The sequence below is a fragment of the Pelotomaculum propionicicum genome (assembly GCF_004369225.1).
Taxonomy (GTDB): domain Bacteria; phylum Bacillota; class Desulfotomaculia; order Desulfotomaculales; family Pelotomaculaceae; genus Pelotomaculum_B; species Pelotomaculum_B propionicicum.
The window spans coordinates 18,509-40,875 of record NZ_QFFZ01000019.1; the positions used below are offsets into that span (position 1 = coordinate 18,509).

The 22,367-nt window shown below is 46.4% G+C and carries 24 protein-coding genes and 1 pseudogene; 9 read left to right on the plus strand and 16 right to left on the minus strand.

Features of this window, described 5'->3' with window-relative positions:
• Positions 1 to 4: 4 nt before the first annotated feature.
• Entirely contained in the window at positions 5 to 427 is a 423-nt protein-coding gene (locus Pmgp_RS09840) for a GtrA family protein (RefSeq protein WP_134213815.1), read from the minus strand.
• A 47-nt stretch (positions 428 to 474) separates the two neighbouring features.
• Positions 475 to 1,212, minus strand: coding sequence for a glycosyltransferase family 2 protein (locus Pmgp_RS09845; RefSeq protein ID WP_243119799.1), 738 nt, complete (start codon positions 1,210 to 1,212; stop codon positions 475 to 477).
• A gap of 221 nt (positions 1,213 to 1,433) precedes the next feature.
• Between Pmgp_RS09845 and Pmgp_RS09850 the strand changes: the two genes are divergently transcribed.
• The 3 genes and pseudogenes from Pmgp_RS09850 to Pmgp_RS09855 all read left to right on the plus strand — a co-directional run bounded on the left by Pmgp_RS09850 (position 1,434) and on the right by Pmgp_RS09855 (position 2,220).
• Positions 1,434 to 1,661, plus strand: coding sequence for a DUF378 domain-containing protein (locus tag Pmgp_RS09850; RefSeq protein ID WP_192902875.1), 228 nt, complete (start codon positions 1,434 to 1,436; stop codon positions 1,659 to 1,661).
• A gap of 97 nt (positions 1,662 to 1,758) precedes the next feature.
• Positions 1,759 to 1,941, plus strand: a pseudogene (locus Pmgp_RS20285) (terminase); the annotation flags it as partial.
• Between the two features lie 6 nt (positions 1,942 to 1,947).
• The gene (locus Pmgp_RS09855; protein WP_243119802.1) at positions 1,948 to 2,220 is read left to right on the plus strand and encodes a nucleotidyltransferase domain-containing protein; all 273 of its coding nucleotides are present in this window, start codon (positions 1,948 to 1,950) and stop codon (positions 2,218 to 2,220) included.
• Positions 2,221 to 2,251: 31 nt separating this feature from the next.
• Here Pmgp_RS09855 and Pmgp_RS09860 read toward each other — a convergent pair whose 3' ends face one another.
• From Pmgp_RS09860 to Pmgp_RS09885, 6 genes are all read right to left on the minus strand, one after another.
• Positions 2,252 to 2,572 carry a hypothetical protein gene (locus tag Pmgp_RS09860; RefSeq protein WP_153189202.1) on the minus strand — a complete coding sequence of 107 codons (321 nt, stop codon included), beginning with the start codon at positions 2,570 to 2,572 and terminating at the stop codon, positions 2,252 to 2,254.
• Between the two features lie 356 nt (positions 2,573 to 2,928).
• On the minus strand, positions 2,929 to 3,360 hold the full coding sequence (locus tag Pmgp_RS09865; protein ID WP_192902876.1) for a universal stress protein: 432 nt from the start codon (positions 3,358 to 3,360) through the stop codon (positions 2,929 to 2,931).
• A 20-nt stretch (positions 3,361 to 3,380) separates the two neighbouring features.
• Positions 3,381 to 3,965: a TetR/AcrR family transcriptional regulator gene (locus Pmgp_RS09870; protein ID WP_134213818.1), complete on the minus strand. Its 585-nt coding sequence runs from the start codon at positions 3,963 to 3,965 to the stop codon at positions 3,381 to 3,383.
• A gap of 51 nt (positions 3,966 to 4,016) precedes the next feature.
• Complete coding sequence (locus tag Pmgp_RS09875) at positions 4,017 to 5,615, minus strand: DHA2 family efflux MFS transporter permease subunit (protein ID WP_134213819.1); 1,599 nt, start codon at positions 5,613 to 5,615, stop codon at positions 4,017 to 4,019.
• Positions 5,616 to 5,624: 9 nt separating this feature from the next.
• A complete protein-coding gene (locus Pmgp_RS09880) occupies positions 5,625 to 6,320 on the minus strand; it encodes an HlyD family secretion protein (RefSeq protein ID WP_134213820.1) in 696 nt (231 codons plus the stop codon).
• 39 nt (positions 6,321 to 6,359) lie between these two features.
• Positions 6,360 to 7,487, minus strand: a complete 1,128-nt coding sequence (locus tag Pmgp_RS09885; protein WP_134213821.1) for an efflux RND transporter periplasmic adaptor subunit — start codon at positions 7,485 to 7,487, stop codon at positions 6,360 to 6,362.
• A gap of 263 nt (positions 7,488 to 7,750) precedes the next feature.
• On the opposite strand from Pmgp_RS09885, the gene Pmgp_RS09890 reads away from it, so the two are divergent.
• From Pmgp_RS09890 to Pmgp_RS09910, 4 genes are all read left to right on the plus strand, one after another.
• Entirely contained in the window at positions 7,751 to 8,026 is a 276-nt protein-coding gene (locus Pmgp_RS09890) for a type II toxin-antitoxin system Phd/YefM family antitoxin (protein ID WP_134213822.1), read from the plus strand.
• Positions 8,007 to 8,312 carry a type II toxin-antitoxin system RelE/ParE family toxin gene (locus tag Pmgp_RS09895; protein WP_134213823.1) on the plus strand — a complete coding sequence of 102 codons (306 nt, stop codon included), beginning with the start codon at positions 8,007 to 8,009 and terminating at the stop codon, positions 8,310 to 8,312. The genes Pmgp_RS09890 and Pmgp_RS09895 overlap by 20 nt, the downstream gene beginning before the upstream one ends.
• A gap of 276 nt (positions 8,313 to 8,588) precedes the next feature.
• The gene (locus Pmgp_RS09900; RefSeq protein ID WP_134213824.1) at positions 8,589 to 9,806 is read left to right on the plus strand and encodes a 6-phosphofructokinase; all 1,218 of its coding nucleotides are present in this window, start codon (positions 8,589 to 8,591) and stop codon (positions 9,804 to 9,806) included.
• A 123-nt stretch (positions 9,807 to 9,929) separates the two neighbouring features.
• On the plus strand, positions 9,930 to 10,337 hold the full coding sequence (locus tag Pmgp_RS09910) for a hypothetical protein (RefSeq protein WP_134213825.1): 408 nt from the start codon (positions 9,930 to 9,932) through the stop codon (positions 10,335 to 10,337).
• Positions 10,338 to 10,414: 77 nt separating this feature from the next.
• On the opposite strand, the gene Pmgp_RS09915 is transcribed toward Pmgp_RS09910, so the two are convergent.
• From Pmgp_RS09915 to Pmgp_RS09925, 3 genes are all read right to left on the minus strand, one after another.
• Entirely contained in the window at positions 10,415 to 10,792 is a 378-nt protein-coding gene (locus Pmgp_RS09915; protein ID WP_153189203.1) for a hypothetical protein, read from the minus strand.
• Positions 10,793 to 10,864: 72 nt separating this feature from the next.
• Positions 10,865 to 11,371: a BON domain-containing protein gene (locus Pmgp_RS09920; RefSeq protein ID WP_134213827.1), complete on the minus strand. Its 507-nt coding sequence runs from the start codon at positions 11,369 to 11,371 to the stop codon at positions 10,865 to 10,867.
• Positions 11,372 to 11,530: 159 nt separating this feature from the next.
• Positions 11,531 to 12,226, minus strand: coding sequence for a CAP domain-containing protein (locus Pmgp_RS09925; RefSeq protein ID WP_192902877.1), 696 nt, complete (start codon positions 12,224 to 12,226; stop codon positions 11,531 to 11,533).
• A 557-nt stretch (positions 12,227 to 12,783) separates the two neighbouring features.
• Here Pmgp_RS09925 and carB point away from each other — a divergent pair.
• The gene (gene carB, locus Pmgp_RS09930; RefSeq protein WP_134213829.1) at positions 12,784 to 16,008 is read left to right on the plus strand and encodes a carbamoyl-phosphate synthase large subunit; all 3,225 of its coding nucleotides are present in this window, start codon (positions 12,784 to 12,786) and stop codon (positions 16,006 to 16,008) included.
• Positions 16,009 to 16,299: 291 nt separating this feature from the next.
• Positions 16,300 to 17,403, plus strand: a complete 1,104-nt coding sequence (locus Pmgp_RS09935; protein WP_134213830.1) for a GGDEF domain-containing protein — start codon at positions 16,300 to 16,302, stop codon at positions 17,401 to 17,403.
• 76 nt (positions 17,404 to 17,479) lie between these two features.
• On the opposite strand, the gene Pmgp_RS09940 is transcribed toward Pmgp_RS09935, so the two are convergent.
• Genes Pmgp_RS09940 through Pmgp_RS09960 form a run of 5 tightly spaced genes read right to left on the minus strand, consistent with a single transcriptional unit; the run spans position 17,480 to position 21,967 of the window.
• Positions 17,480 to 18,529 (minus strand): two-component system sensor histidine kinase NtrB, encoded by a 1,050-nt coding sequence (locus Pmgp_RS09940; protein ID WP_134213831.1) that lies wholly within the window; start codon positions 18,527 to 18,529, stop codon positions 17,480 to 17,482.
• Positions 18,530 to 18,579: 50 nt separating this feature from the next.
• Entirely contained in the window at positions 18,580 to 18,861 is a 282-nt protein-coding gene (locus Pmgp_RS09945; RefSeq protein WP_134213832.1) for a hypothetical protein, read from the minus strand.
• The gene (locus tag Pmgp_RS09950) at positions 18,845 to 19,861 is read right to left on the minus strand and encodes a V4R domain-containing protein (protein WP_134213833.1); all 1,017 of its coding nucleotides are present in this window, start codon (positions 19,859 to 19,861) and stop codon (positions 18,845 to 18,847) included. The genes Pmgp_RS09945 and Pmgp_RS09950 overlap by 17 nt, the downstream gene beginning before the upstream one ends.
• Positions 19,858 to 20,577 (minus strand): RAD55 family ATPase, encoded by a 720-nt coding sequence (locus Pmgp_RS09955; protein ID WP_134213834.1) that lies wholly within the window; start codon positions 20,575 to 20,577, stop codon positions 19,858 to 19,860. The genes Pmgp_RS09950 and Pmgp_RS09955 overlap by 4 nt, the downstream gene beginning before the upstream one ends.
• Positions 20,578 to 20,581: 4 nt before the next feature.
• Entirely contained in the window at positions 20,582 to 21,967 is a 1,386-nt protein-coding gene (locus tag Pmgp_RS09960) for an ATPase domain-containing protein (RefSeq protein WP_134213835.1), read from the minus strand.
• Between the last annotated feature and the right edge of the window lie 400 nt (positions 21,968 to 22,367).

Genomic DNA, 22,367 nt, shown 5'->3' on the forward strand with positions numbered 1-22,367 from the left:
CAAACTACCCCCCAGTTGTCTTGACCACCATCTTGTCCTTTCGGAAGACCCAGAACTTATTCAGAGTGTAATTCAAGGCAAAAGTAATTACAGTGGCAAAAATCAAAGCCGTGGTCCTATTGAAAACAAGATTATAGACAATGTAGAAAGAAGCGCTGTTAAAACCCAGGCTAACTGCATTGACCAGAATAAATCTTATGAACCTGCCGCCCTCGTTGTCCGTGTGGCTGTCTTTAAATGTCCAGAACCTGTTTAAGAAAAAGCTGTTGATAATACCGCAAAAGTAACTGAACCCTTTAGTGATGAGATAAAAAAACCCGCTCTCAATAGAAAATACCTCGGATATTATTAAAAACACAGCCCAGTCGATAAACGTGTTCACGCAACCAACAGCGGCAAATTTACATAACTGATAGATATTTACCATAAATTGCTCCGATCATTTATTTTAATGATTTGTACTATCCCCACTGTCTACGTCTTTGAAAAGTTATTTTTTAATTTGAAAAGCTCAATAAAAGCCTTCACGATTACCGACAGTTTCGCGCCTGTCTGTTCACCCGCTGCCCGGGGGTAATGGTTTACGCCCACTTCAGTGATGGTATACCCCTTGGCCTTGGCTTTAGCCAGGATTTCCGTGTCGATCAGCGCTCCCTGCGAGGTAAGGCTGATGTCATCAAATATCTTTCGCCTGTAAAGCTTAAACGCCGAATCCACGTCGGTAACTTTAAGTTTAAAAAGTGAGTTGACCAGTGCGCCCCACATATACGCGTTTATTTTGCGGTGCACGGGATCGCGCCTGCTGATGCGATACCCTGACACTATATCATATTTTTCAATAAATGGCAGCAGTTTTTTGATCTCTTCTATCTTAAACTGTCCGTCACCATCAGTATAAAAGACAAGCTCTTTGGAAGCACTCTTAAACCCGGTTTGCAGCGCGGCCCCGTAACCTTTGTTGGTTTCATGATGAATGGCCCGCACCGGCGGGTTTTCCGCCGCCAGTTTTTCAGCTATTTCAGCAGTACGGTCCCTGCTGCCGTCGTTTACAATAATTATCTCATAATCGTCCGAAATCTGACTGGCTACGTGTAAAGCTTCCCTGGTAACTCTTTCAACATTTTGTTCTTCATTATAACACGGAAAAAAAATAGTAATCGGGTATTTCCTCATTGCAATCTCCATTCCCGTAATGATTAGTAAACAAGGCATATATTACCTTCGACGTAATTGACCAGCATCCTCCTAGCTAATCTGCAGAAGCCTTTTGTTTTTTAATTTTCTTTTTTTAATAATTTTTATGCAGGCTTGGACAACTTTAATGTAAAAATCTAAGAATTTTACTGGTAATTTAGTGTCAGGCTATAAATTGTAGCATAAAATTTGCTCTTTAATACCATAATAAGTTTATCCTAAGATAGGGAGGTTAAAAAATGGAATGGCTGTCTAGATTTGCTCTGGCACTGGTGATTATCGGGGCTTTAAACTGGCTGCTGGTAGGCTTGTTCGAGTGGGATCTTGTTACCGCAATCTTCGGCGGTGACATCTTGAGGACGTCTTCCGGCATAAGCAGGGTAATTTATACCCTGGTGGGACTCGCAGGCATTTATTGCATTTCGTTTTTCTTCAAAGAAAACGCTGTCCTGAGGAATGAAAAATAATCTATGCGGCCAAAATAAGAAAAGCATGTTTTTAAAGGAGGGACAAATTAATGAGTTCTCGTAAAAAAGACAGGCAAGCGCCTGATACAGTTGCTCCAGCTGCCCCCCGCCCCGGGAGTACCTGGCCGCCAAGCAGAAAAACGGTAAGGAAATGTTGGCGGTTGAGATATACGAAAAAACCTGGCAGTGGCTGTATGAGCGCCGGTGCGCGCATCTGATCCCAACCCAGCTTTTGGAGCAGTATGCCATGAGCGTATCCCGCTGGATCCAGTGCGAAGAATGGAGTTTGGCTTTTAACAGAAACATTCGTGTAGAAAAAGCTATATTATTTGGATCTTACGCCAAAGGAAACGCAGGTAAAGATAGCGATATTGATATAGCAATTATTTCTCCGGACTTTGGTCACGATTATCTGGAAGAAGCAGTTATGCTTAAAGAAATCAGTGAAGATATAGATTTAGATATTTCTCCAAGGCCCTACTCCCTGGAAGAATATAGAAATGGTAAACGGGGTCAGTTTCTATATGACGAAATCATCTCAAAAGGAAAACTTTTTTAGCATATAACCGGCAGGTCGGTTTTGGATTAGTTTAGTGTTTATTGTCAAGCATACGATAAGACTGATCAATAATAGTATCGTTGAGAACATGATAAGCAAACAATTTATAATCACTGATTTCTTTTTCGGTGTATCCATTTTCGGCTTTTTGAGAAGGAGGCATCAATCCAAATGCAATGCGTGTTAATCCACAGGCTTGCTGCAACTTGCCTAATCCGTATAAGAATTTGGGTGGGTTTTTAGTTCCTGTTTTTGCGGTTGATGTTGTGTCCAGCATAATAATCGCAGATACTTCATCAGGATATTTTGCGGCATAATATTCGCTGTAAATGCCGGACGCCGGGTGAGGCATTAAGACATAAGGCGCCCTAAAGCCAGCCAAAGACAATGCGTTTCTGATTTCTTCCGTATAGTTTTCATTTGTTCGTGGTGTATCTGTCTGTTCGTTGAACCCAATACCGAATTTCCAAGGATTATGAGGTGCATTTGATTTCGTCGGACAGTGTGATCCGTATTAACAGTGTAAATATTTCCGACACATTTCAAAGTGGGCATTAAGCAGGGTGAGCGTGCCCAGGGCCGGATCGCCGATGGTAAGGAGAAAGGCTTTTTGCCAGTACAGAGTGGTTTCCCGGCAGCCGGAAAAGGCCCCCCAGGGAATCAGCAGAGCATTTGATCCCTTGGAGAACCGTCCCCCTGCTTCTTTTTTTACTTGACTAACAGTACCGCGGGCTGGGCGAGGGAGAGTACTTTATTGCTGACACTGCCCAGAAACAGCTTCTGGATGGAGTTGAGTCCCCGGCTGCCCATGATGATCAAGTCGTAATGGTCCTTTTCCGCTATATGTAAAATGGTTTCTGCCGGGGGGCCGGATTCTATAATTTTTGTTGTTTTGTGATACGGCGCCAGCATTTGTTCCGCTTTATCCAAAACTTCCTGTGCGGTCTTAGTCAGTTCTTTGTAGTATTGGGGAGGGAAAAAGTCCATTATTTGCCCGTCGGCCGGTGCGTTAACGTGGGGTAGGTTAACAACGTAAATTAGAGATATTTCCCCTATACTGCCGGTCATTTTTATAGCAGCCTCCACAGCCCGGAAGGATGGCGCCGAACCGTCCAGTGCAATTAGTGCTTTTTTATACACAATAATTCACCTCGTAACAACTATTTGCTTGTGTGGTTTTCACATATTCCGGTAAAGAATATGCAAATAAGAAAGTCAAACACTTCTTCTTTTGAATAGCCGTGCATATCATCATTTTGGGTATTAATAAGCGCTCTTAACATGCCTATATAGGTGTGCGCCGCCAATTCCGGGTTAATTTCCTTTTTAATAAGGCCGGCAGCCTGGCCTTGTTTGATGTAATCTTCAATTAATTGAACAAATTCGTCCCGCCTGTTTAGTATTCTTTGATTCAGGTTGGGAACGTAAAGACTTATATCTCTGATTAATAATGGGTTTATTGCTATTAGTTCATTTTTTACAAGATAAATTACCTGCCTTAATTTTGATACGGGATCTGATTTAGAGTTTCTTACCTGTAAAATTCCCTCATTGACATTTTGAGACAGCAGGGAAATGACTTCTTCGGCTATATCTTCTTTACTAGGAAAAAGATTATACAAGGTCCTGCTGCTTATCCCCAGGTGATTGGCGATTTCACGCATGGTCACACTCTTGTAACCGCGATAATTAAAGAGCTTCATTGTTTCTGCCACAATTCTGGCGCGGCTGTTATCTTCCATCATCAAGCCCCTCAAATTGAGTCTTGTTTTCTATAATTCTATCATATACAGGGATTAGCCTGCCGGGTGTTCGTTATCAGTGGGGACCGGGGCAGGAAAACGAGCTTTTTGTTTCCATGTTTCTTCTTCTTCCGCCTTCTTGCTCAAAAACATACATAGGGGAATTCCCAAAGCGGTGATAATTCCGGCAAAGATGAAAGCATCTTGTATACCGCAGATAAACGCCTCTTTGCTATTCAGCCCGGCAAGGATGCTGAGAGCCGCCGCTGTAGAATATGGCGCCTGAACCTTCACGCCTGTGATGTATAATACCCCCGCCAGTTTCTTTATTGCACTAACCGCCGCCGGGTTACTCCAGTTAACGGTATCTGCCAGCCAGGCGGTATGATAGACCTGGCGGGTGGTCATTATCGAAACCAGTATGGGAATGCCGATGGAGGCGGCAATTTGACGGAAAAGATTGCTTAAGGCAGACCCCTGAGACGTCATATGTTTGGGAATAGTATTCATCCCCACTGTCATCAGCGGCCCGACGACCAGCCCCATGCCAACAGCCCGTTTGACCAGGATCCAGTTTATTTCCCCAAAACTGATACCGGCTGTCAGGGTGTGTAACTGGTAAGTATAATAGGCTGTGAGTCCGACGCCGATTAACCCTATTACCCGGGCGCCGAACTTGTCAAATAACAAGCCCGAAACCGGCATCATCGCCGCCATTGCCAGGGCCTGCGGCAAAAGCAGCATCCCGGTCTGTGTAGATGTATAACCCATAATATTCTGGGCGTAAAGCGGCATCAGGAACAATCCGGAGTACAAACCTATGGTAAAGAGTGAAACAGCAGTGAGGCTAAAAACCATAGTCCGGTTGTTCAGGAGCCTTAAATCTAAAAGAGGTTCCGGGAATATGGACTCCCATATAACGAACAGAACGAAACCAAACCCGGCTGCGATAATCAGATTGACTATGTATAAGGATGTCCAGCCTTCCTTCTGTCCCTGGCTGAGAGCCAGCAGCAGTGCAAAGCATGCTGCCGAGCACAGGATTACCCCGGGAACATCCAACCTTTTATCTTTTCGCCGCGGTGTTTCCTCAAGCAAGACAAAAACCATTAAAATAGAAGCGACTCCGACGGGAATGTTAATGATAAAAATCCATTGCCAGTTTAGTATATCGACAAGAATTCCCCCCAAGGTCGGTCCTATTGCCGGCGCTACCATCACCGCGATACCGAATACACCCATGGCCAGGCCTATTTTTTCCCTTGGTACAATAAGATATTGTACCGTCATGACCACCGGTATTATTAATCCCCCGCCGACAGCCTGGATTATGCGAAAAACTATCAGTGAGTTGTTGTTCCAGGCAAAAGAACAAAGGACGCATCCCAGGGTAAAAACAATTAAAGAGAATAATAAAGTGCTCTTCGCGCCGAAGCGGTCGCAAAGATACCCGCTTACCGGCACTACTACACCGGAAACCAGAGTGTAAGCGGTCACCACCCACTGTATTGAAGCAGCGTCCACTCCGAATACCGCCATCATTTTGGGGAGAGCTACAGTGATGCTGCTGCCGACTAACGCGGACACAAATACCCCTAATATCAGGGCAAATAAAGTTAGCCAGGGAACTTTAGCGGTGTTTGTTTCTTCCATGTCCTCCCCCTATTTGATATGAATTTTTACATAGGCGTTCATCCCCGGCATCAGTACGCAGCCTTGCAGGTTGTTTATGGTTATCTTGACCGGGATGCGCTGCACGACTTTGGTGTAGTTGCCGCCCGTGTTGGAAGAACCCAGCAGGGAAAAGGAGGAAGTTGTGGCATTAACGATGGAACTTACCTGTCCGGAGAACTTGACTTTGGGGAAAGCGTCAATAGTAAAATCGACAAGTTGGCCTGGTTTAACTTTTGCCAATTCGGTTTCTTTAACATTGGCGGTAATATACACGCTGCTCAAATCTGACACGTAGACGATGGGCTGCCCGGCGATGCCTGTTTCACCGACATTGCCGATCTTCCTGATCACGGTTCCGCTTACCGGAGACTTAATAACCGCCATATCCAGGTTGGTTCCTGAAGCCAGGGTCAAGTCCATCTGGCGGGCAATCAGAGCGCCCTGGCTGACTGTGTCTCCCTCGGATACGTATATTTCTGCGATCCGGCCTGCCATTTGCGGGCTTACACTGACCATGGCGGCATCCACCCGGGCGTCATCCGATCTTACGTAATGAGAGGACATATACCAGTAATAAGCGGTAACTCCAAGAATGGTCAAAATTCCAGCGATTAAAATCAAGACCATCATAAGTTTTTTGTTTCCTGCTTTGTTTTCCTGTACTGCTTCCTGTTTTGCTTCCATTGATGGTTACTCTCCTCAACTATTTGATAAACTGTTTGATTATTCAACGCTCATTATATTTACCCGCATACCCTCTTTTAACTGCTCCAGCCCTGATGTAGCCACTTCCTGGCCTTCCTTGAGGCCTGCTTTAATGCCGGTTTTTACTGCGCTGGATGTTCCTTTTACCACTTCCCTTTTCGATACCGTTCCGTTTTCTACGACCCAAACGTAGCTGTGCCCGCCTTCATTTATTACCGCGCTCTTCGGTATCATTAGTTCAGATCGGTCAATTGCGCTGAGCGAGGCTTCTGCAAACATGCCCGGCTTAAGTAGGTGTTCAGCATTCTCAATTAACACTTTCACCGTGAATCCTTTGCTGGATGTGCTGGCGGCCTGAGAGATATTAGAGATGACCCCAGTGAAAGGCTGATCAGAAACGGCAGCAACCTTAACCGGCAGGGTGTCGCCTTCCTTTAATTTGTTTATGTAACTCTCATCCACTGCCGTTTGAAGAAAAACTTTATCCAGGTTTACTACCGTTACCAGAGTAACACTGGTAGTGGCCAGTTCTCCCGGGTTGATGTTTTTGGCAGTAACTATGCCGTCTATGGGTGAAGTGATGATGCTGTTGGCGTAATTGGCGCGGGCGAGGTCCAAAGCGGCAACTGCCGCCTGCAGGGCGGCGTCGGCGCCGTATTTAGCATAATGTTCGGCCTTCTTAAACGGTTGAGCATAGGTATTTTCAAATACTACCTGGGATATGGCGCCCTGCTCATATAAGATTTTGTTACGCTCGTAGTACAGTTTAGCGGTTTCGTAGTCAATCTGGGCCGCGTCATAATTGTAGCGCGCCACTCCCACCGCGGCCTCGGCCTGGTTAACACTTGCCGCCAGCTCGTTGGCATCCAGGGTTACTAAAACATCACCGGCTTTTACCCGGCTGCCTATATCAATATTTACGGATCCCACCCTGCCGGTTATTTTGGAGACCACATTGGCAGACTGCTGAACTTCCAGTTTACCGCTTAGCGCCGGTGTTTCGTTGCCGCCGCTTATTTCCGCCCGGGCGGTTGTGACATAGACCCCTGACCCTTTTCTTTCACCCGATATTATGTAAAAAGCCGAACCAATAATTACCAATACCAAACAAATAATGGCGATTATGTAGTATTTACGTTTGTTCATTCTCTGTCTCCTTTATCCCACAATCTCTTAATGCAACCCCAACCTGCACAACAACAAAAACAATTGGGTGTTTTTGTTTTTCACTTGGTTATTATAATACCAATTAGTAATATTTACAATAAAAATTTGATAAAACTTACCAACGCCCTAGGTTTGTTATCTACCAGATCGAATTACCCGGGGTGAGGTTTTTATTTTTCATAGGCTTATTTGTCAAAATTATGATATAATATTGATAAATGATTAATTATGAGGTGAGCGATATGCCAGTAATTCGTCCTGTTTCCGATTTGCGGAACAAGACCCCTGAGATTGAAGAAATCTGCATCAAAGAGCAAAAGCCGGTTTTTATCACCAAGAACGGTAACGGTCACTTAGTGATCATGAGCCAGCAGCTTTTTGAGGAACAGCAAGCCCTATTAGACCTTTATGATAAACTGGACGAGGCCGAAGAACAAAGCCGTGTCGGAAAACGCCGCCTGTTCCGAGAGGTTATGGCAGATTTAAGGAGCCGCATCCATGCCAAAGCGTCTGATTAGTATCACTGAGGCGGCAGAGAAAGATCTGGCCGAAATTGTTGATTATATCTCAAATGACAACCCAGCTGCCGCACTTAAGCTGGCTGGAAGCATCGAGCAGAGCATTTTAAAGCTTGAAGACTTCCCGCTGAGTGGCGCTATACCGAAAAATCGAAGATTAATCCGGAAAGGATATCGTATTTTGATAGTCGATAGTTACCTGGTGTTTTACGTCCTGCCGGACAACGAGACGGTAGAAATCCGTCGCATTATAAGCGGGAAAAGAGACTATAAATTCTTACTTTAGTGGATTATAAGGGATATAACCAGGGAACACATGTTTGATATAATATCCCTAGGAACAAATGTTTGCAGGGGGTACTTTATAAAAATTTGGAGCCTTTGGGCTCCGTCTGCTAATCCTGAACAATAACTGTTCGGGATTTGTTGTTTTTGTTGGATTATTTCTGCTGTCTTGGAAGGAAATGCAGCGAAAGATGATGAAAATACTTAATTGGTAATTTCTATTTTCTTTAAACATAAGATTTAAAAAATAAACAACATCAATTAACGGAGGATCGTAATGGCGACTAATGGTAAGGTTTTGATAGCCCAAAGCGGGGGGCCGACCGCAGTAATAAATCAGACCCTGGCCGGGATAGTTCTGGAAGCCAGAAAGTATACCCAGGTGTCCAGAGTATATGGGGCCTTAAGAGGAGTAGAGGGGATAGTAAATGAGGATTTACTCGACCTGACCCAGGAAACCACCCACAATTTGGAACAGGTGGCCTTAACCCCGTCCTCGGCTTTATTGTCCACCAGGATAAAACCGGACAGCAAGTATTGTCACGAAATATTTAAAGTCCTAAAAGCCCACGACATCCGGTATTTCTTTTACATAGGCGGCAATGATTCCGCGGATACAGCCCGTATTGTTAATGAAGAAGCCGAGCTGGCCAAATATGATTTGCGGGTAATCCATGTGCCTAAAACTATCGACAATGACCTGATGTTGAATGACCATACTCCCGGCTTTGGTTCGGCGGCCAGGTTTGTCACCCAGGCTTTTATGGGGGTTAACCTGGATGTCAGGGCTCTAAACGGGGTATATATCGGCGTGGTCATGGGCCGGCATGCCGGGTTTTTGACCGCGTCTTCGGCCATTGCCAGAAAATATGACGGCGACGGGCCTCACCTTATCTACCTGCCGGAAAGGACCTTCAGCATGGAGCAGTTCCTCCTGGATGTGAAAGAGGTCTATGACAGGTACGGGATCTGTATAATCGCCGTTTCGGAAGGGATCAGGGACGCTTCCGGGGCGCCTATTGTCACAAAGCTGAGGGAAAGCGAGAAGGATGCGCACGGCAACGTGCAGCTTTCCGGCACCAGTTCCCTGGGAGACTTGTTAGCGGATCAGATCAGAGCAAAGCTGAACATTGCCCGGGTGCGCAGCGACACCTTCGGCTACCTGCAGCGTTCTTTCTTCGGCTGCGTGTCCGACATTGATCAGCATGAGGCCAGGGAAGTCGGAGAGCGGGCTGTCCAGATGGCGATGTGGAATGATGTGGACGGCTCGGTCACCATCAGGCGGACCGGCAACTATTCAGTTGATTATGTATTGGACCGGTTTGAGGATATTGCCGCGCAGACCAGAGTTATGCCCGATGAATTCATCAACAGCGCGGGAAATCATGTCACGGACGCCTTTAAGTTTTACGTCAGGCCTCTGTTAGGCTCCGGTCTGCCCCAGCCTTCCTGGGTGCGGGCTCCCAAAGTGCCTAAACTGTTTAATAATGATTAAATAATAAGCGGGAAAGGGGTTGTTTTGAGATTCTTTCACTTGCATCCAGCCATTTCGGCTCTGACCGTCCGAATCCGCCCAGAGCCTGGCGGCGCCTGATGAAGAAACGGCACACCACATAATATGGAAAAAGCGCTTAAAGTATCAGCAGGTTTAATCAACAACATACATGATTTTATTATTTATATATCAAGCGCCATGGGCCTTAGTTTAACGGACAAGGGACTGCATTTCTGGACTATCGGAGTAATAGGCCTAGTCCTGTTCCTGGTTGCTGATAAAATCTTCAGGCGTTTAGCCAAGTGGTCCATATCTTCCATATCATTTATTTTTACATTTATATTTTTAACAGTGCTTGTGTTCGGCCTGGAAATAGAGCAGAAAATTACCGGCAGAGGCAATATGGAATTTGCAGATATTGTTTCAGGCTTGTGGGGCTTTATAGTCTTATTTGTTGTTTATTTAATAGTTATCGGCGCCGTATACCTTGTCAAAAGGTTGTACAACCGCAAAAAACACAAGCTGTCTTAAAATATTTTGAAATCATTCTTTCTTGGTTTATAGCCGCTGGATCAAATAGATATAGACAGGCAGCCGGCTCTGCTTCTTTATTTCAAAAAATTTTGGCAGCAGCTCGCGCTTTTTGGCGGGAGGACGGAAACCCGGCCGCCTATGATTGAATTCAATTGCTTTGCTTTTTCATATAAAACGCCTTCATCATTGTTGACAACCAGGTCGATAAAATCCCTTACTCTGGCAGGCAGCCCGGCTCTGTTTGCCCCATAAAGGTTAGCGTACAATTGAGACAAAGCAGCCAGGGCATTCATCGCGCCGGGATTCTCAAAATAGCTGAATTCCCAAACCGAGTTGCTGGGGTAGGGAAGACAGGGCAGGTAATACTCATCCAGCCAGGAGATGACACCATTTTCACCGCTGACGTCACCGACCGAATAATACACCCAGTCCTTATCTGAAGTCCTTAACACCTAGCTTTCAGCGTCACTGTAAACCGGACATGCTTTAACTAATTATAGGCCAGGATTAATAAGGGTAAATGTCTATTCTTCCTTATCGTTATTCACCTGGCTGTGGAAAATATCCTCCAAGCTTGGCTCTTCTTCACCGATTTTGACTTGACTCAATACTCTTGTCACACCACGGGCTTTGGAAGCAGCTTCCCGGGCGGCTTCTATTTCAGCGGGATCATCAGTCCTCCCTTTAAGCACTACTGTTCCGCTGCCGCCAACTGCGCTTGCCCCAATATGACGCAGATCAACACCTGGAGCCATTGCCAGTTCTTCATTAACCTCCATGGTTACATTTTTGTCGGTTATAGCTCCGTCAGTACTTATGGATACGGCATTGGCTACGCCCTTGATGCCGGGGATTTGCCGGACCAGTTCAGCGGCCCTTTCTTTTTCCTTAAGCGTATCCACTATTCCCTGAAGCTGGACTTCACCTTCCACAACATCTGCATTAAGCGCGTAACCGCGTAAATCTTTATCTTCTTCAAGCAATGACCTGACTTGCTCGCGCAGTTCATTATCGCGGTTCTTATTATCCATGTACTTCTCCTTTCAATTTAGGGGGTTTATTTAATGTGTCCCCAAAGTAATAGAGAAATACAGACATACTAAACAAATATTATGCTAACTAATACGTAATTTAAGGCACGATTTTCATCGTGCCTTAAAAAATCACTGAATATTTACAGTTATAAGCGCCTATTTTTTAGCAAACAACTGGGTAACAACCACTCCGGATTGTGAGTCGACAATACCTATACCAACCGTGTTGTACTGTGAGTTCAGGATGTTGGCCCTGTGGCCGGAGCTGTTCATAAACGCGTTTTCCGTATACTGGACTGACGGAGCTTTGGCAATATTTTCAGCGCCCATGATGCTGTAGGACAGACCGGCGTTTTTCTCCATCTGATATGCTGACCCGTAGGTTGGAGAGGTATGGCTGAAATAGTTGTTCTGGTACATGTCCTGGCTTTTCATCCTGGCCAGGTTCACGAGGTTCATATCCAGCGAAAGTGGGGCCAGACCATTATTGATCCGGTCCTGGTTGACCAGGTTGTACATTTGACTTTCCTTGGCAGTAAGGCCGGAAATTGCTGAACCGGTTGTTGCCGCTGGCGCTGATTTTACCGGTGCTGTTTTTTGAGTTGGCGCCGCCTGGTATCTGACTGTGTTTCTGTAATTGTAACTGTAATTCTGAGCAGGTGAGTAATAGTAGTTACTGGAATTATACTGAATACCGTCATATGGTTGGGAATACTGAATCCCGTCATTCCCGTATGAGCCTGACATGCCTGCTGTATCGGCATGTGCAGTAGATGCGATACCGGTAACCAACATGAGGCTGAACAAGAAGCTGGCTGCTGTCATAAATATCACGCGAGCTGTGCTTTTCAAAGACATTCTCCTTTCTCTGACGCCTCCGGGCTGATTTGGATGTGGGTCGTGAGCAATTTAGTCGTGGGTCGTGGGACTTGGGACGTGGGATTTAAATATTCCTCTTGGGTCTGTAGACCCTTAAGACCATCCCTTGTATTCTCACGTCTCACTTCTCACTTCTCACGTCTAATTTCTCATGTCTCATTTCTCACGTCTAAAACAGTTTCCCGTTCCCAGTTGAAAGTTTTCTGGGATTCGGCAATTCTCATGTTCAGTTGACCATTATATATGTGTAAAAAAGTTCAGGCAAAAGTCACCCTGGCTCCTGTACAAGCACAGGATGCAAAGAAATATGCGATCCCCATGTAAGGTGCGGAAAACAAAAAAAACAGGCGGGGTGGTAGTTGCCCCCTGTTATGTTTATTCTTTTATTCACCTTCTTTTATTTCATGATTTTAATTATAAATGTAATACTTACAAACTTAAAATTTTTTGATATAATTTTCATTTAGACAAGCTGTAGTTTATCAATGGAGATAATTGCTTGTTCTATAGTGTAAAGCAGGAGGTATAACATGCCACGACGGAGTGACATCAACAAAATCTTAATTATTGGATCGGGACCAATTGTGATTGGGCAGGCTTGTGAATTTGACTATTCCGGCACCCAGGCCTGCAAAGCCCTGCGAAAACTGGGGTACCAGATTGTTCTGGTGAACTCTAATCCGGCCACTATTATGACGGACCCGGGTATCGCGGATGTAACTTATATTGAGCCGTTAAATCTAAAGAGTCTCACCGACATTATAGCTAAAGAAAGGCCTGACGCGCTGCTTCCGAATTTAGGCGGCCAGTCAGGTCTTAATTTGAGTTCGGAGCTTTATAAGGCCGGCGTTCTGGACAAATACGGGGTCAAAGTTATCGGTGTGCAGGTTGACGCCATCGAGCGCGGAGAAGACCGCATCGCCTTCAAGGAGACCATGAACCGGCTGGGCATTGAAATGCCCCGCAGCAAGCCGGCTTACAGTGTCGAGGAAGCTGAAAAAATCGCCCTGGAGCTAGGGTACCCTGTGGTTATCCGCCCCGCCTACACCATGGGAGGCACCGGCGGCGGCCTGGTGTACAACGTTGAAGAGTTAAGGACAGTTGCCAGCCGCGGTATTTCCGCCAGCCTGGTGGGACAAATTCTGATCGAGGAATCGGTACTCGGCTGGGAAGAGCTGGAGCTGGAGGTAGTACGGGACGCTAAAAATCAGATGATTACCGTTTGCTTCATAGAGAATATTGACGCCATGGGGGTGCATACCGGCGATTCCTACTGCGCCGCCCCGATGCTGACAATCGACCCCGAGCTGCAGAAGCGGCTGCAGAAATATTCCTATGATGTTGTGGAAGCTATTGAAGTTATTGGCGGCACCAATATTCAGTTCGCCCACGACCCCAAAACCGGCCGGGTGGTTATTATTGAAATTAACCCCCGCACCTCACGTTCCTCCGCCTTGGCCTCCAAAGCCACCGGTTTTCCCATCGCCCTGATTTCGTCGATGCTGGCGGCCGGCTTGACCCTGGACGAAATTCCTTACTGGCGGGACGGCACCCTGGATAAATATACTCCCTCAGGCGATTATGTCGTCATTAAATTCTCCCGCTGGGCCTTTGAAAAGTTCCCTGGCTCCCTGGACAAGTTGGGGACACAGATGCGGGCTGTCGGCGAAGTGATGAGCATCGGTAAAAACTATAAAGAAGCCTTCCAAAAAGCCATCCGCTCCCTGGAGATTAATCGCTACGGGTTGGGTTTCGCGAAAGATTTTAACCGCCGCTCCCTGGATGAACTGCTGGCAATGCTGGCCGAGCCGTCCAGTGAACGCCAGTTTATCATGTATGAGGCCCTGCGCAAAGGCGCCGATATTGAACACTTATACCGGCTGACCCACATCAAACCCTGGTTCATCCAGCAGATGAAAGAACTCGTAATGCTGGAAGAAGAGATCATGACCTATAAAAACCGGCGCCTGCCGGACGAGCTGCTGATAAAGGCTAAAAAGGACGGTTTTGCCGACCGTTATTTAGCAATGCTGTTAAACCTGCCGGAAACAGAAATACGTCAGCGCCGGACGGCTTTAGGGGTAGTAGAGGGATGGGAAGCTGTACCGGTAAGCGGTGTTGAAAACGCGGCCTACTATTTTTCCACCTACAACGCCCCGGACCAGACTGCAGCGAGCGACCGGCAGAAAGTGATGATCCTCGGCGGAGGTCCGAACCGGATCGGCCAGGGCATCGAGTTCGACTACTGCTGCGTGCACACGGCGTTCGCCCTGCGCGATTTGGGCTACGAAACTATTATTGTCAACTGCAACCCTGAAACGGTTTCCACCGACTATGACACATCGGACAAGCTGTATTTTGAACCGCTCACAGTCGAAGACGTTTTAAGCATCTATGAAAAGGAAAAGCCGCTGGGGGTAATTGTCCAGTTCGGAGGCCAGACTCCTCTGAATATCGCCGCCGAACTGGCCCAGGCCGGTGTTAGAATACTCGGTACGACACCTGAAACGATCGACCTGGCTGAAGACCGTGACCGGTTCCGCCAAATCATGAACCAGCTTGGTATTCCCATGCCGGAGTCCGGTATGGCGGTAAATATTGAAGAAGCACTGGATATCGCCAACCGTATCGGCTATCCTCTAATGGTTCGCCCTTCATATGTTCTGGGCGGCCGCGGCATGGAAGTGGTTTACGATGAGGAAATGCTCCGGCAGTACGTGGCCGCCGCGGTAGGCGTCACGCCGGAAAGGCCGATCCTGATCGACCGCTTCCTGACCAATGCCGTTGAAGCAGAGGCGGACGCCATCGCCGACGGGTCTGACGCTTTTGTGCCGGCGGTTATGGAGCATATTGAACTGGCGGGCATCCACTCCGGAGATTCAGCCTGCGTGATTCCGCCGATCAGCATTCCTGACCGGCATATTAAAACCATTGTGGAATATACCAAGAAGATTGCCGGGGAGTTGAACGTGGTGGGGCTGATGAACATGCAGTACGCCATCGCCGATGACAGGGTTTACGTGCTGGAAGCCAACCCGCGGGCTTCACGGACCGTCCCCCTGGTGTCAAAAGTCTGCAACGTTTCAATGGCCCGGATTGCTACAGAAATCATGCTGGCTGCAGAAACAGGTAAAAGTTCATCTGTCAAAAGTTTGGTTTCAAGAAAAATCCCGCATTACGGGGTAAAAGAGGCGGTCTTCCCGTTTAATATGTTCCAGGAAGTCGACCCGGTGCTGGGACCGGAGATGCGTTCCACCGGTGAAGTTTTGGGAATTGCCGATTCATTCGGCCTGGCCTATTATAAGGCACAGGAGGCAACCCAGACCACTCTCCCCACATCCGGCACAGTCCTGCTCAGTGTACCCGATCAGGATAAGCCGGCCTTGCTGGAAGCAGCCAGGGAATTCGCCAAGTTGGGCTTCAAAATAAAGGCGACGGCGGGGACCCACAGTTTTCTGAAAGAAAACGGGGTAGCATCTGAAAAGATCAAAAAATTGTATGAAGGCCGCCCCAATATCGTCGACGGCATTACCAACAATGAGATTAATCTGGTCGTTAACACCCCAACCGGGAAACGCAGCCAGCATGATGACTCTTATATCCGCAAAACAGCCATTAAAAATAAAGTCCCGTACATCACCACACTGGCGGCGGCCCTGGCCAGCGCCAGAGGTATAGCGGCCTATCAAGAAAATGCTTTTAAGAAAGCCAATGTAAAATCCCTGCAGGAGTATCACGCGGATATTACTGAATAGGGTTGAAAAAGATATCCAGGGAAGAATTTCAAAATTGATTGCTTCCCTAAAGGGGTTTCATGCTCGTCAGGTTACTATGACGAGCATGAAATTTTTCTATATATTTCAGCAAAAAGTTGACTAAATGCCGCTGAAAATTTCCCTTCTTTTTTGATAAAAAATTGAATGTTTTAGATAGTTTGCGCTACTTAAACAGGGTTAGACAATTTCCCGGTTCTCCTGTAAGCTATACGTAGAGGTTATAAACGCAAAAAGTAAGATGATAATATTGACGAACTGGAGGTAGTTGGTATGATAGAATTCCTTAAAAACATCATAACTCAGCTGCCTAAAGAAAATAAGGATGAGTTTTTACGTGAAATATACGGGGAGAACCTGTTAAAATTGATTGTTTCTGCAATAATACTGATAATTGCAGAAACAGTGATATCCTGTTTGTTGTGGGACCAAATATGTAACGCGGATGGCGCTATAATTGTTTTTATTCTGTTCAATGTAATTATGCTGCCGGTTTTATATATGGTTTACAAGAGAATCAATGTGGCCAAGGATGTTATTGTAAAAAATGTCCAACGTATATATTTGTTTGGAGCTCTTATTTATGGTTGCGCTCTGACGCTTATTCTTCAGGGGGAGTTTGAATCAATACATGTTTATATAATTGTTGTGTTTGCCATTGCTGCATTTATCTATATGCAACCAGTAGAAAGTCTTATTATGTACTTTTTGGCATATTTGGTTTTTTGCTTTGTTTTGCCATATTACCAGACAAATACATATATAGTAACGATATTAACGGTCAATGCGCTTATAATGAATATCATAGCTTGGGTTCTAAGCAGAATGGTGTTTAGGTTGAGAGTTAAATCATTTATTGATAAAAAAATAATTCTGGAACAAAACCTTCAACTAAAAGACCTGTCGATTCGTGACTCCATGACAATGTTATTGAATTATAAGCATATATTTGAAAAGCTCAGTGAAGAGATTGGACGAGCAAAACGCATAGAATATCCCCTTTCGATTATAATGATGGATATTGATGATTTTAAATATATCAATGATAATTATGGTCATTTAACAGGTGATAATATTATTATTAAAGTAGCACAAATTCTTGGTAATACATGTAGGATAACAGATATTATCGGAAGATATGGTGGAGAGGAATTTATAATAATTATGCCAGGCGCGGCTTTAAAAGATGCGGCATTTTTGGCCGAGCGTATTCGTATGACAATTAATACGGCTGAGTTTGAAAAAGGCATAAATATTACTGTGAGCGGTGGGATCAGGGAGTGGCAGGGTGATTCTGCTGAAGAATTAATTAAAAGAGTCGATCAGCAACTTTATATAGCCAAATCTAAAGGAAAGAACAGATTTGAAACGATGTAACTGATCCGGAGCCTGGCAGCATAATACAAACAAGCGAGAGCCAAAAAGGCAACCCGCTTTTTTGCATTTCATATAACTAAGCAACAGGCAGCAGCACTGTGACTGTGGTGCCCCTTGCGGGTTCACTCTGGATTTCTATATGGCCGCCATGATTGTCGATAATTTTTTTGCTGATAAACATGCCCAGGCCGGCGCCGCTGTCTTTAGTGGTAAAGAACGGGTTAAACATATTGGCCAGAGTCTGTTTGTCCATACCCTTCCCTGTGTCCCTGATCACTACCCGTACGATATCCTGCTGGCGGTCTTTTGAGACCCGGAGGGAAAGTTCCCCTCCAGCCGGGAGGGCTTCGAAAGCGTTCCGGGTGATGTTTAGAAAAACCTGTTTTAGCTGCCCGCTGTCAGCGTTCACGATTGGCATGTCTTCCGAGGTTTCCAGGTTAATGGCAAGTTTGCGGATCACAGCTTCGCCTTCCACCAATGCGACTACTTCTGTAATCAGCTGGTTGATGGAACACTGCGCGCGTTTACAATAACCCGGCCTGGCCAGCTGGAGAAAATCAGATACTAACTTGTTTATACGTTTCAATTCGGCAGACATGATATCCAAGTATTCTTTTTTAGGACTCCCCTCTGAATGCTGCTGCAATAATTGCAAATAACCACTCACAGCGGTAAGCGGGTTCCTGATTTCGTGGATCATTTCTGTTGCCAGTTGGCCCAAAATAGCCAGCTTCTCAACTTTTACAATGGTGCTTTCCAGTTCCTGCAGCCGCCGTTCAGGTGTAAATATGGCCATAGCGCCCGCCGTGAGGCCGCTTTTGTTTTTGATAGCGTATATGTTGGCCAGGAAATCAGTTGAGGTGTTTACAGGAATTACAAACTCAGGCTTTAGATTTTGAAACTCCTTGCCCGTGGCAAGTGTTTGAAGCAGTTTGTTAAAGCCGGGATTTTGACCGTTTAGCAGTTTAAGAAATGACTTACCTAAAATGTGATCACCTTTTATACCGGTCAATTTGGCCAGTAAGCGGTTGAAAATCCGGATGCGGCCCTCCCTGTCAATGGCAATAATCGCTACAGGCAAATGATCTAAAGCCAGATGGGACCAGCCATCCAAAGATTCCACCATAACGGACACCTCCCAATCAGTACAGGATACAGCCGTAGTACTAAATCTAATTAGGTATTGTCTCCACAATGTTTTTGAAAATAGCTGCTAATCAAGTCGGCGCTGCGCAAGCGGTATATGGTCACCTTGCTGGTACCGCCTATTTCCAGGATACCGATGGCGCTGAGAGCCTGCAGCGCAGGTTCAAGCTGCTGGCAGGGACGGTGCAGGCGGAGGGATAAACCGGCTGCCGTGTCTCGTGTATAAGGGTTCGCTTGAAAAAAGGCCAGCAGTTCAATCCGGATCACCGTTTGCAGGATTGAATCCAACTCTTCATTAATCTTTTCCGCCACGAGGCTCCTCCTTCCACAGGTTGTTTGGAAGGGGCATTGTGAGGAACTCACAGTAATTTCCCTTTACCGACTGACAGCTCATTTCTTCACAAATAATCTCCTGATCCAGCAAAACACTGAAGTAAGCCGCGAATATTCCTCTGAGCAGGTCGCAAGTGACCTGGGGAGAGCGGTAAAGGCTGCCGTATTCATTGGCGACTGATACCTGAAAAGAATCATAACAGATGATCCTGGCCCTGCCCTCACTCTGGTTAAAGGAAACAAGCTCCACATTACCCAGCCCGTCATTTTTGATCACTTCTAAAAGCAGCTGCAGGCATTCTTCCGGGTCGGAGTAAAGAATCCGGGTTTTACGGGCCAGGTTCAAAGCCGACCGGAAGCCGGCATCATAAAGTACGTGTTTTAAGGCATGAGGAGCGTGTTCTTTTATCGACATAAACAGGGAGGCGTATGTTTCCTGCGGCAGCAGGATGGCCCTCCGCCCGGCAACCTTTAGTATATGTCCTTCCCGGGTGACTATTTCTTCCTTGGGCCGGGTGGCTGGAAACAGCATGCCGCGGCAGATGCCGCGCTCATCTGTCTCCATTAAGGCTGAAAAATCTTTATCAAGCACATGGCGTAAGACCGCTTGAAATGAACTGAGGCGGGCACAGTAGAGGGGCAGCCCTTCTTTGGGCGCCCTCATGCAGTAGTCCCGGTAGACGCAGTTGTCGCGCTCGACTTGTACCAGCAGGCTCTCCCCGGAATCTTCCAGACGGTAGTCCCTTGCCTGTAAGAAACCCTCCTCATCCATTAAGTTGAGAAAAGTACGGCAGGCCTCAGACGGTTTCTTTGAGTCAAAATGCAGCTCATCAAGCCGTTCATCCAGGACATATTGCGCCGTGCTCATCATAAACTGCTCCAGCCAGTGGCTGCCGCTGAAAGGAAGCTGTTTCATAGTCTTGCACATGCTCATTTGCATATAGTTGATCAGTCTTCTGGTAAATTCGTTTACTTTCATTCGTTTACCCCCATTTCAGCAGAAACCAGGATACCGTAGACGGGACTAATGGTAAAAGCGTGCCGGGAGGATACGAACTGCTGGCTTTTCACCTTGCCTATTTGCATCATGCGCATGGGGTTGTATCTGGAGCCGCTGAAATTCATTTTAAGTATAAAATTATAAAGGTGGCCGCTTATGGTCATCAGCTTGGTGTCCAGGACCCCGCTGACGAATATGTCCATGGCCAGTATCCCGCTTTTGCGCAGCCGCTTGATCCGGGTGCGGTGAAAATCCAGAATATCAGCGGTATCTATCGAGGTAAAGAGTGTACTCAAACTATCCACCACCAGCCTTATCCTCCGGCCGTGACACCCGCGCAGGATCTCCGTTTCCAGGGCGAAATACTTGTCCAGGTTTCTCAGGTCGGCCAGCGCGTATTCCTCTTCAGTCTCACCTTCTTCATAGGCGTCAACGAAAATCAGCCTGCCCGCCTCTTCATAGGCGGCGGTCCCCACTTTAAAGCTTAGAAGATGCTCGCGCATAGCCAGGGGAGGCTCGTCGCAGGCCACATAGATGCAGGTGTCGCCGCAACGCAGGCCTTCTTTGATGAATTCTCCCGCCAGTACGGTTTTGCCTATGCCGGATTCCCCTTCCACCATAATCTGGGAACCGTACATCAGTCCTTTTTCCAGGTTCCGGTCCAGACCTTCAACTCCAAAATAAGCTCTAGGCATGCGTCTACCCTCCTAACCGGGGGAATACCTGTACACCGGAAGTGTTGATTTCAAGCAAGTGATTGCCCATGGCATGATTGACTCCCCGCATCTTGTAAATTTCCAGCTGCCTGACCCTGCGGTTTTTCAGCAGTACCGACTTGAGCAAGATAGTCCCCTGGACTACCGAGTGAATTACTTCCACTTTCCCGCTGTCGGCCAGTTCCCAGGCTGGGCTGATTAATAGGGTGGTGCAGTTAAGACTGTTGAGGTAGCTGACCAGACAATAGAATTTTTCATGCAGGACAGCGGGGTTGTCGATGCGGGAGAAAAAACCGTAAATTGAATCAATAACCAGGCGGCGCGCTCCAAATGCCTTTGCTTTTTCTCCCAGCCAGATAATAGTTTCATCTATCTCCATGGTGGAAAGAGGTTTATACAGGACTTTGATCAGGCCCTGCTCCTGCAGGGAGGTTAAATCCCAGTTGAAACGCAGGGAGTTGGTCACTAACTGAAAAGGGGTTTCCTCCATTGACAAGAAAACGCCTTTTTCCCCGTAATCCATCGCGCCTCTGGCCAGGAACTGCAAGCCCAGTACCGTTTTACCGGTGCCGGAGCCACCCGCCACAGCCACGCTGACACCACGGGGCAGGCCGCCCTGCAGTAAATCATCCAGCCCGGCCACACCGGAGCAAAGCAGCCCATTTTCCTGCTGAGACTCACTATAGACATCAAAGCCGCCTAACAGGGCGAGTACTTTAATACCGGTGTTAGTTATACGAAAGGTATGCTTGCCCGGAATATGCTCCTGTCCTCTCGTTTTGCATATTTCCAGCACGCGGTGGCGGCGCAGCCCGGGCCGGTCCTTATTTTCAAGGCGTATTATCGCGTCGACCACGTATTCCTCAAAGGCATATTCCCGGTTGCCCTCGTTTTCCCGCTCTTTAACCAAAAAGGAGGTCAGACCCAGGCGGCGCAGGCCGTTGCAAAAACTATATATTACCCTGCGCATGGACAGGTGGTCGTCAAGTATATTGCGAAAGTGGCTGATGCTGTCCACCAGAATCCGCCTGGCGCCGACTTCCCGGGCAGCCTCCTCGACCAGGTTCACTTCCGGATCCGTCAGCACTTCGGGAGAAGTACACAGGATGCGCAGTTTATTTGTTTCTTCCAGCGCCCTGAGGTCCCAGCCGAAGTTAAGAGCATCGCGGTATATGGACTCGGGTAATTCTTCGCAGGTAACAATCAATCCCGGCTCACCAAATTCGGTGACGCCCCGGTAAATAAACTCAATCCCCAGTGTGGTTTTACCAGCTCCGGGGATGCCTTCGATCAGGACCGAGTTCCCGCGGACAATGCCACCGAGTAATAATTCATCAAACCCATTTATACCTGTGGGTGCTTTCTCCAAATGATTACCCCCTTTCTGAAAAATTATGATGTAATTAGTTCTATTACAACATATAACCTTACAATTCCTTTGTTAATTTGGATATTTTTTAATTTTTTTGAAACTAAACCATTATTAGACAAAGATCGACAAAAATGTATAACTAATGACAAATATCTTAACTATTCAGTATGGATAACACTCAACAAAACAATGATTTAGTGGATAATGTTCATCATTTAATTAATTATATTTAGCACATTTAATTAGATTTGTTTATTGCTAACAGCAATGCCATAAGAAAATAAAATATTATATATAGAGGTATTTTATTATTCAACTTTGAATATAACATTCCAATTAATAAAACATTCCCTGGTTTAATTACTCAGAATAGTGTTTTGGTCAAAAAAAGTGATAT

Bases quoted from the DNA above. Each gene is read 5' to 3' on its own strand.
- Pmgp_RS09950 (WP_134213833.1), bottom strand. From the start codon at position 19,861: ATGAAAGTAAACGAATTTACCAGAAGACTGATCAACTATATGCAAATG.
- Pmgp_RS09880 (WP_134213820.1), bottom strand. From the start codon at position 6,320: ATGGAAGCAAAACAGGAAGCAGTACAGGAAAACAAAGCAGGAAACAAA.
- Pmgp_RS09840 (WP_134213815.1), bottom strand. From the start codon at position 427: ATGGTAAATATCTATCAGTTATGTAAATTTGCCGCTGTTGGTTGCGTG.
- Pmgp_RS09920 (WP_134213827.1), bottom strand. From the start codon at position 11,371: ATGGATAATAAGAACCGCGATAATGAACTGCGCGAGCAAGTCAGGTCA.
- Pmgp_RS09875 (WP_134213819.1), bottom strand. From the start codon at position 5,615: ATGGAAGAAACAAACACCGCTAAAGTTCCCTGGCTAACTTTATTTGCC.
- Pmgp_RS09860 (WP_153189202.1), bottom strand. From the start codon at position 2,572: ATGCCTCACCCGGCGTCCGGCATTTACAGCGAATATTATGCCGCAAAA.
- Pmgp_RS09910 (WP_134213825.1), top strand. From the start codon at position 9,930: ATGGAAAAAGCGCTTAAAGTATCAGCAGGTTTAATCAACAACATACAT.
- Pmgp_RS09870 (WP_134213818.1), bottom strand. From the start codon at position 3,965: ATGATGGAAGATAACAGCCGCGCCAGAATTGTGGCAGAAACAATGAAG.
- Pmgp_RS09955 (WP_134213834.1), bottom strand. From the start codon at position 20,577: ATGCCTAGAGCTTATTTTGGAGTTGAAGGTCTGGACCGGAACCTGGAA.
- Pmgp_RS09845 (WP_243119799.1), bottom strand. From the start codon at position 1,212: ATGCCTTGTTTACTAATCATTACGGGAATGGAGATTGCAATGAGGAAA.
- Pmgp_RS09900 (WP_134213824.1), top strand. From the start codon at position 8,589: ATGGCGACTAATGGTAAGGTTTTGATAGCCCAAAGCGGGGGGCCGACC.
- Pmgp_RS09940 (WP_134213831.1), bottom strand. From the start codon at position 18,529: ATGGTGGAATCTTTGGATGGCTGGTCCCATCTGGCTTTAGATCATTTG.
- Pmgp_RS09885 (WP_134213821.1), bottom strand. From the start codon at position 7,487: ATGAACAAACGTAAATACTACATAATCGCCATTATTTGTTTGGTATTG.
- Pmgp_RS09895 (WP_134213823.1), top strand. From the start codon at position 8,007: ATGCCAAAGCGTCTGATTAGTATCACTGAGGCGGCAGAGAAAGATCTG.
- Pmgp_RS09935 (WP_134213830.1), top strand. From the start codon at position 16,300: ATGATAGAATTCCTTAAAAACATCATAACTCAGCTGCCTAAAGAAAAT.
- carB (WP_134213829.1), top strand. From the start codon at position 12,784: ATGCCACGACGGAGTGACATCAACAAAATCTTAATTATTGGATCGGGA.
- Pmgp_RS09890 (WP_134213822.1), top strand. From the start codon at position 7,751: ATGCCAGTAATTCGTCCTGTTTCCGATTTGCGGAACAAGACCCCTGAG.
- Pmgp_RS09850 (WP_192902875.1), top strand. From the start codon at position 1,434: ATGGAATGGCTGTCTAGATTTGCTCTGGCACTGGTGATTATCGGGGCT.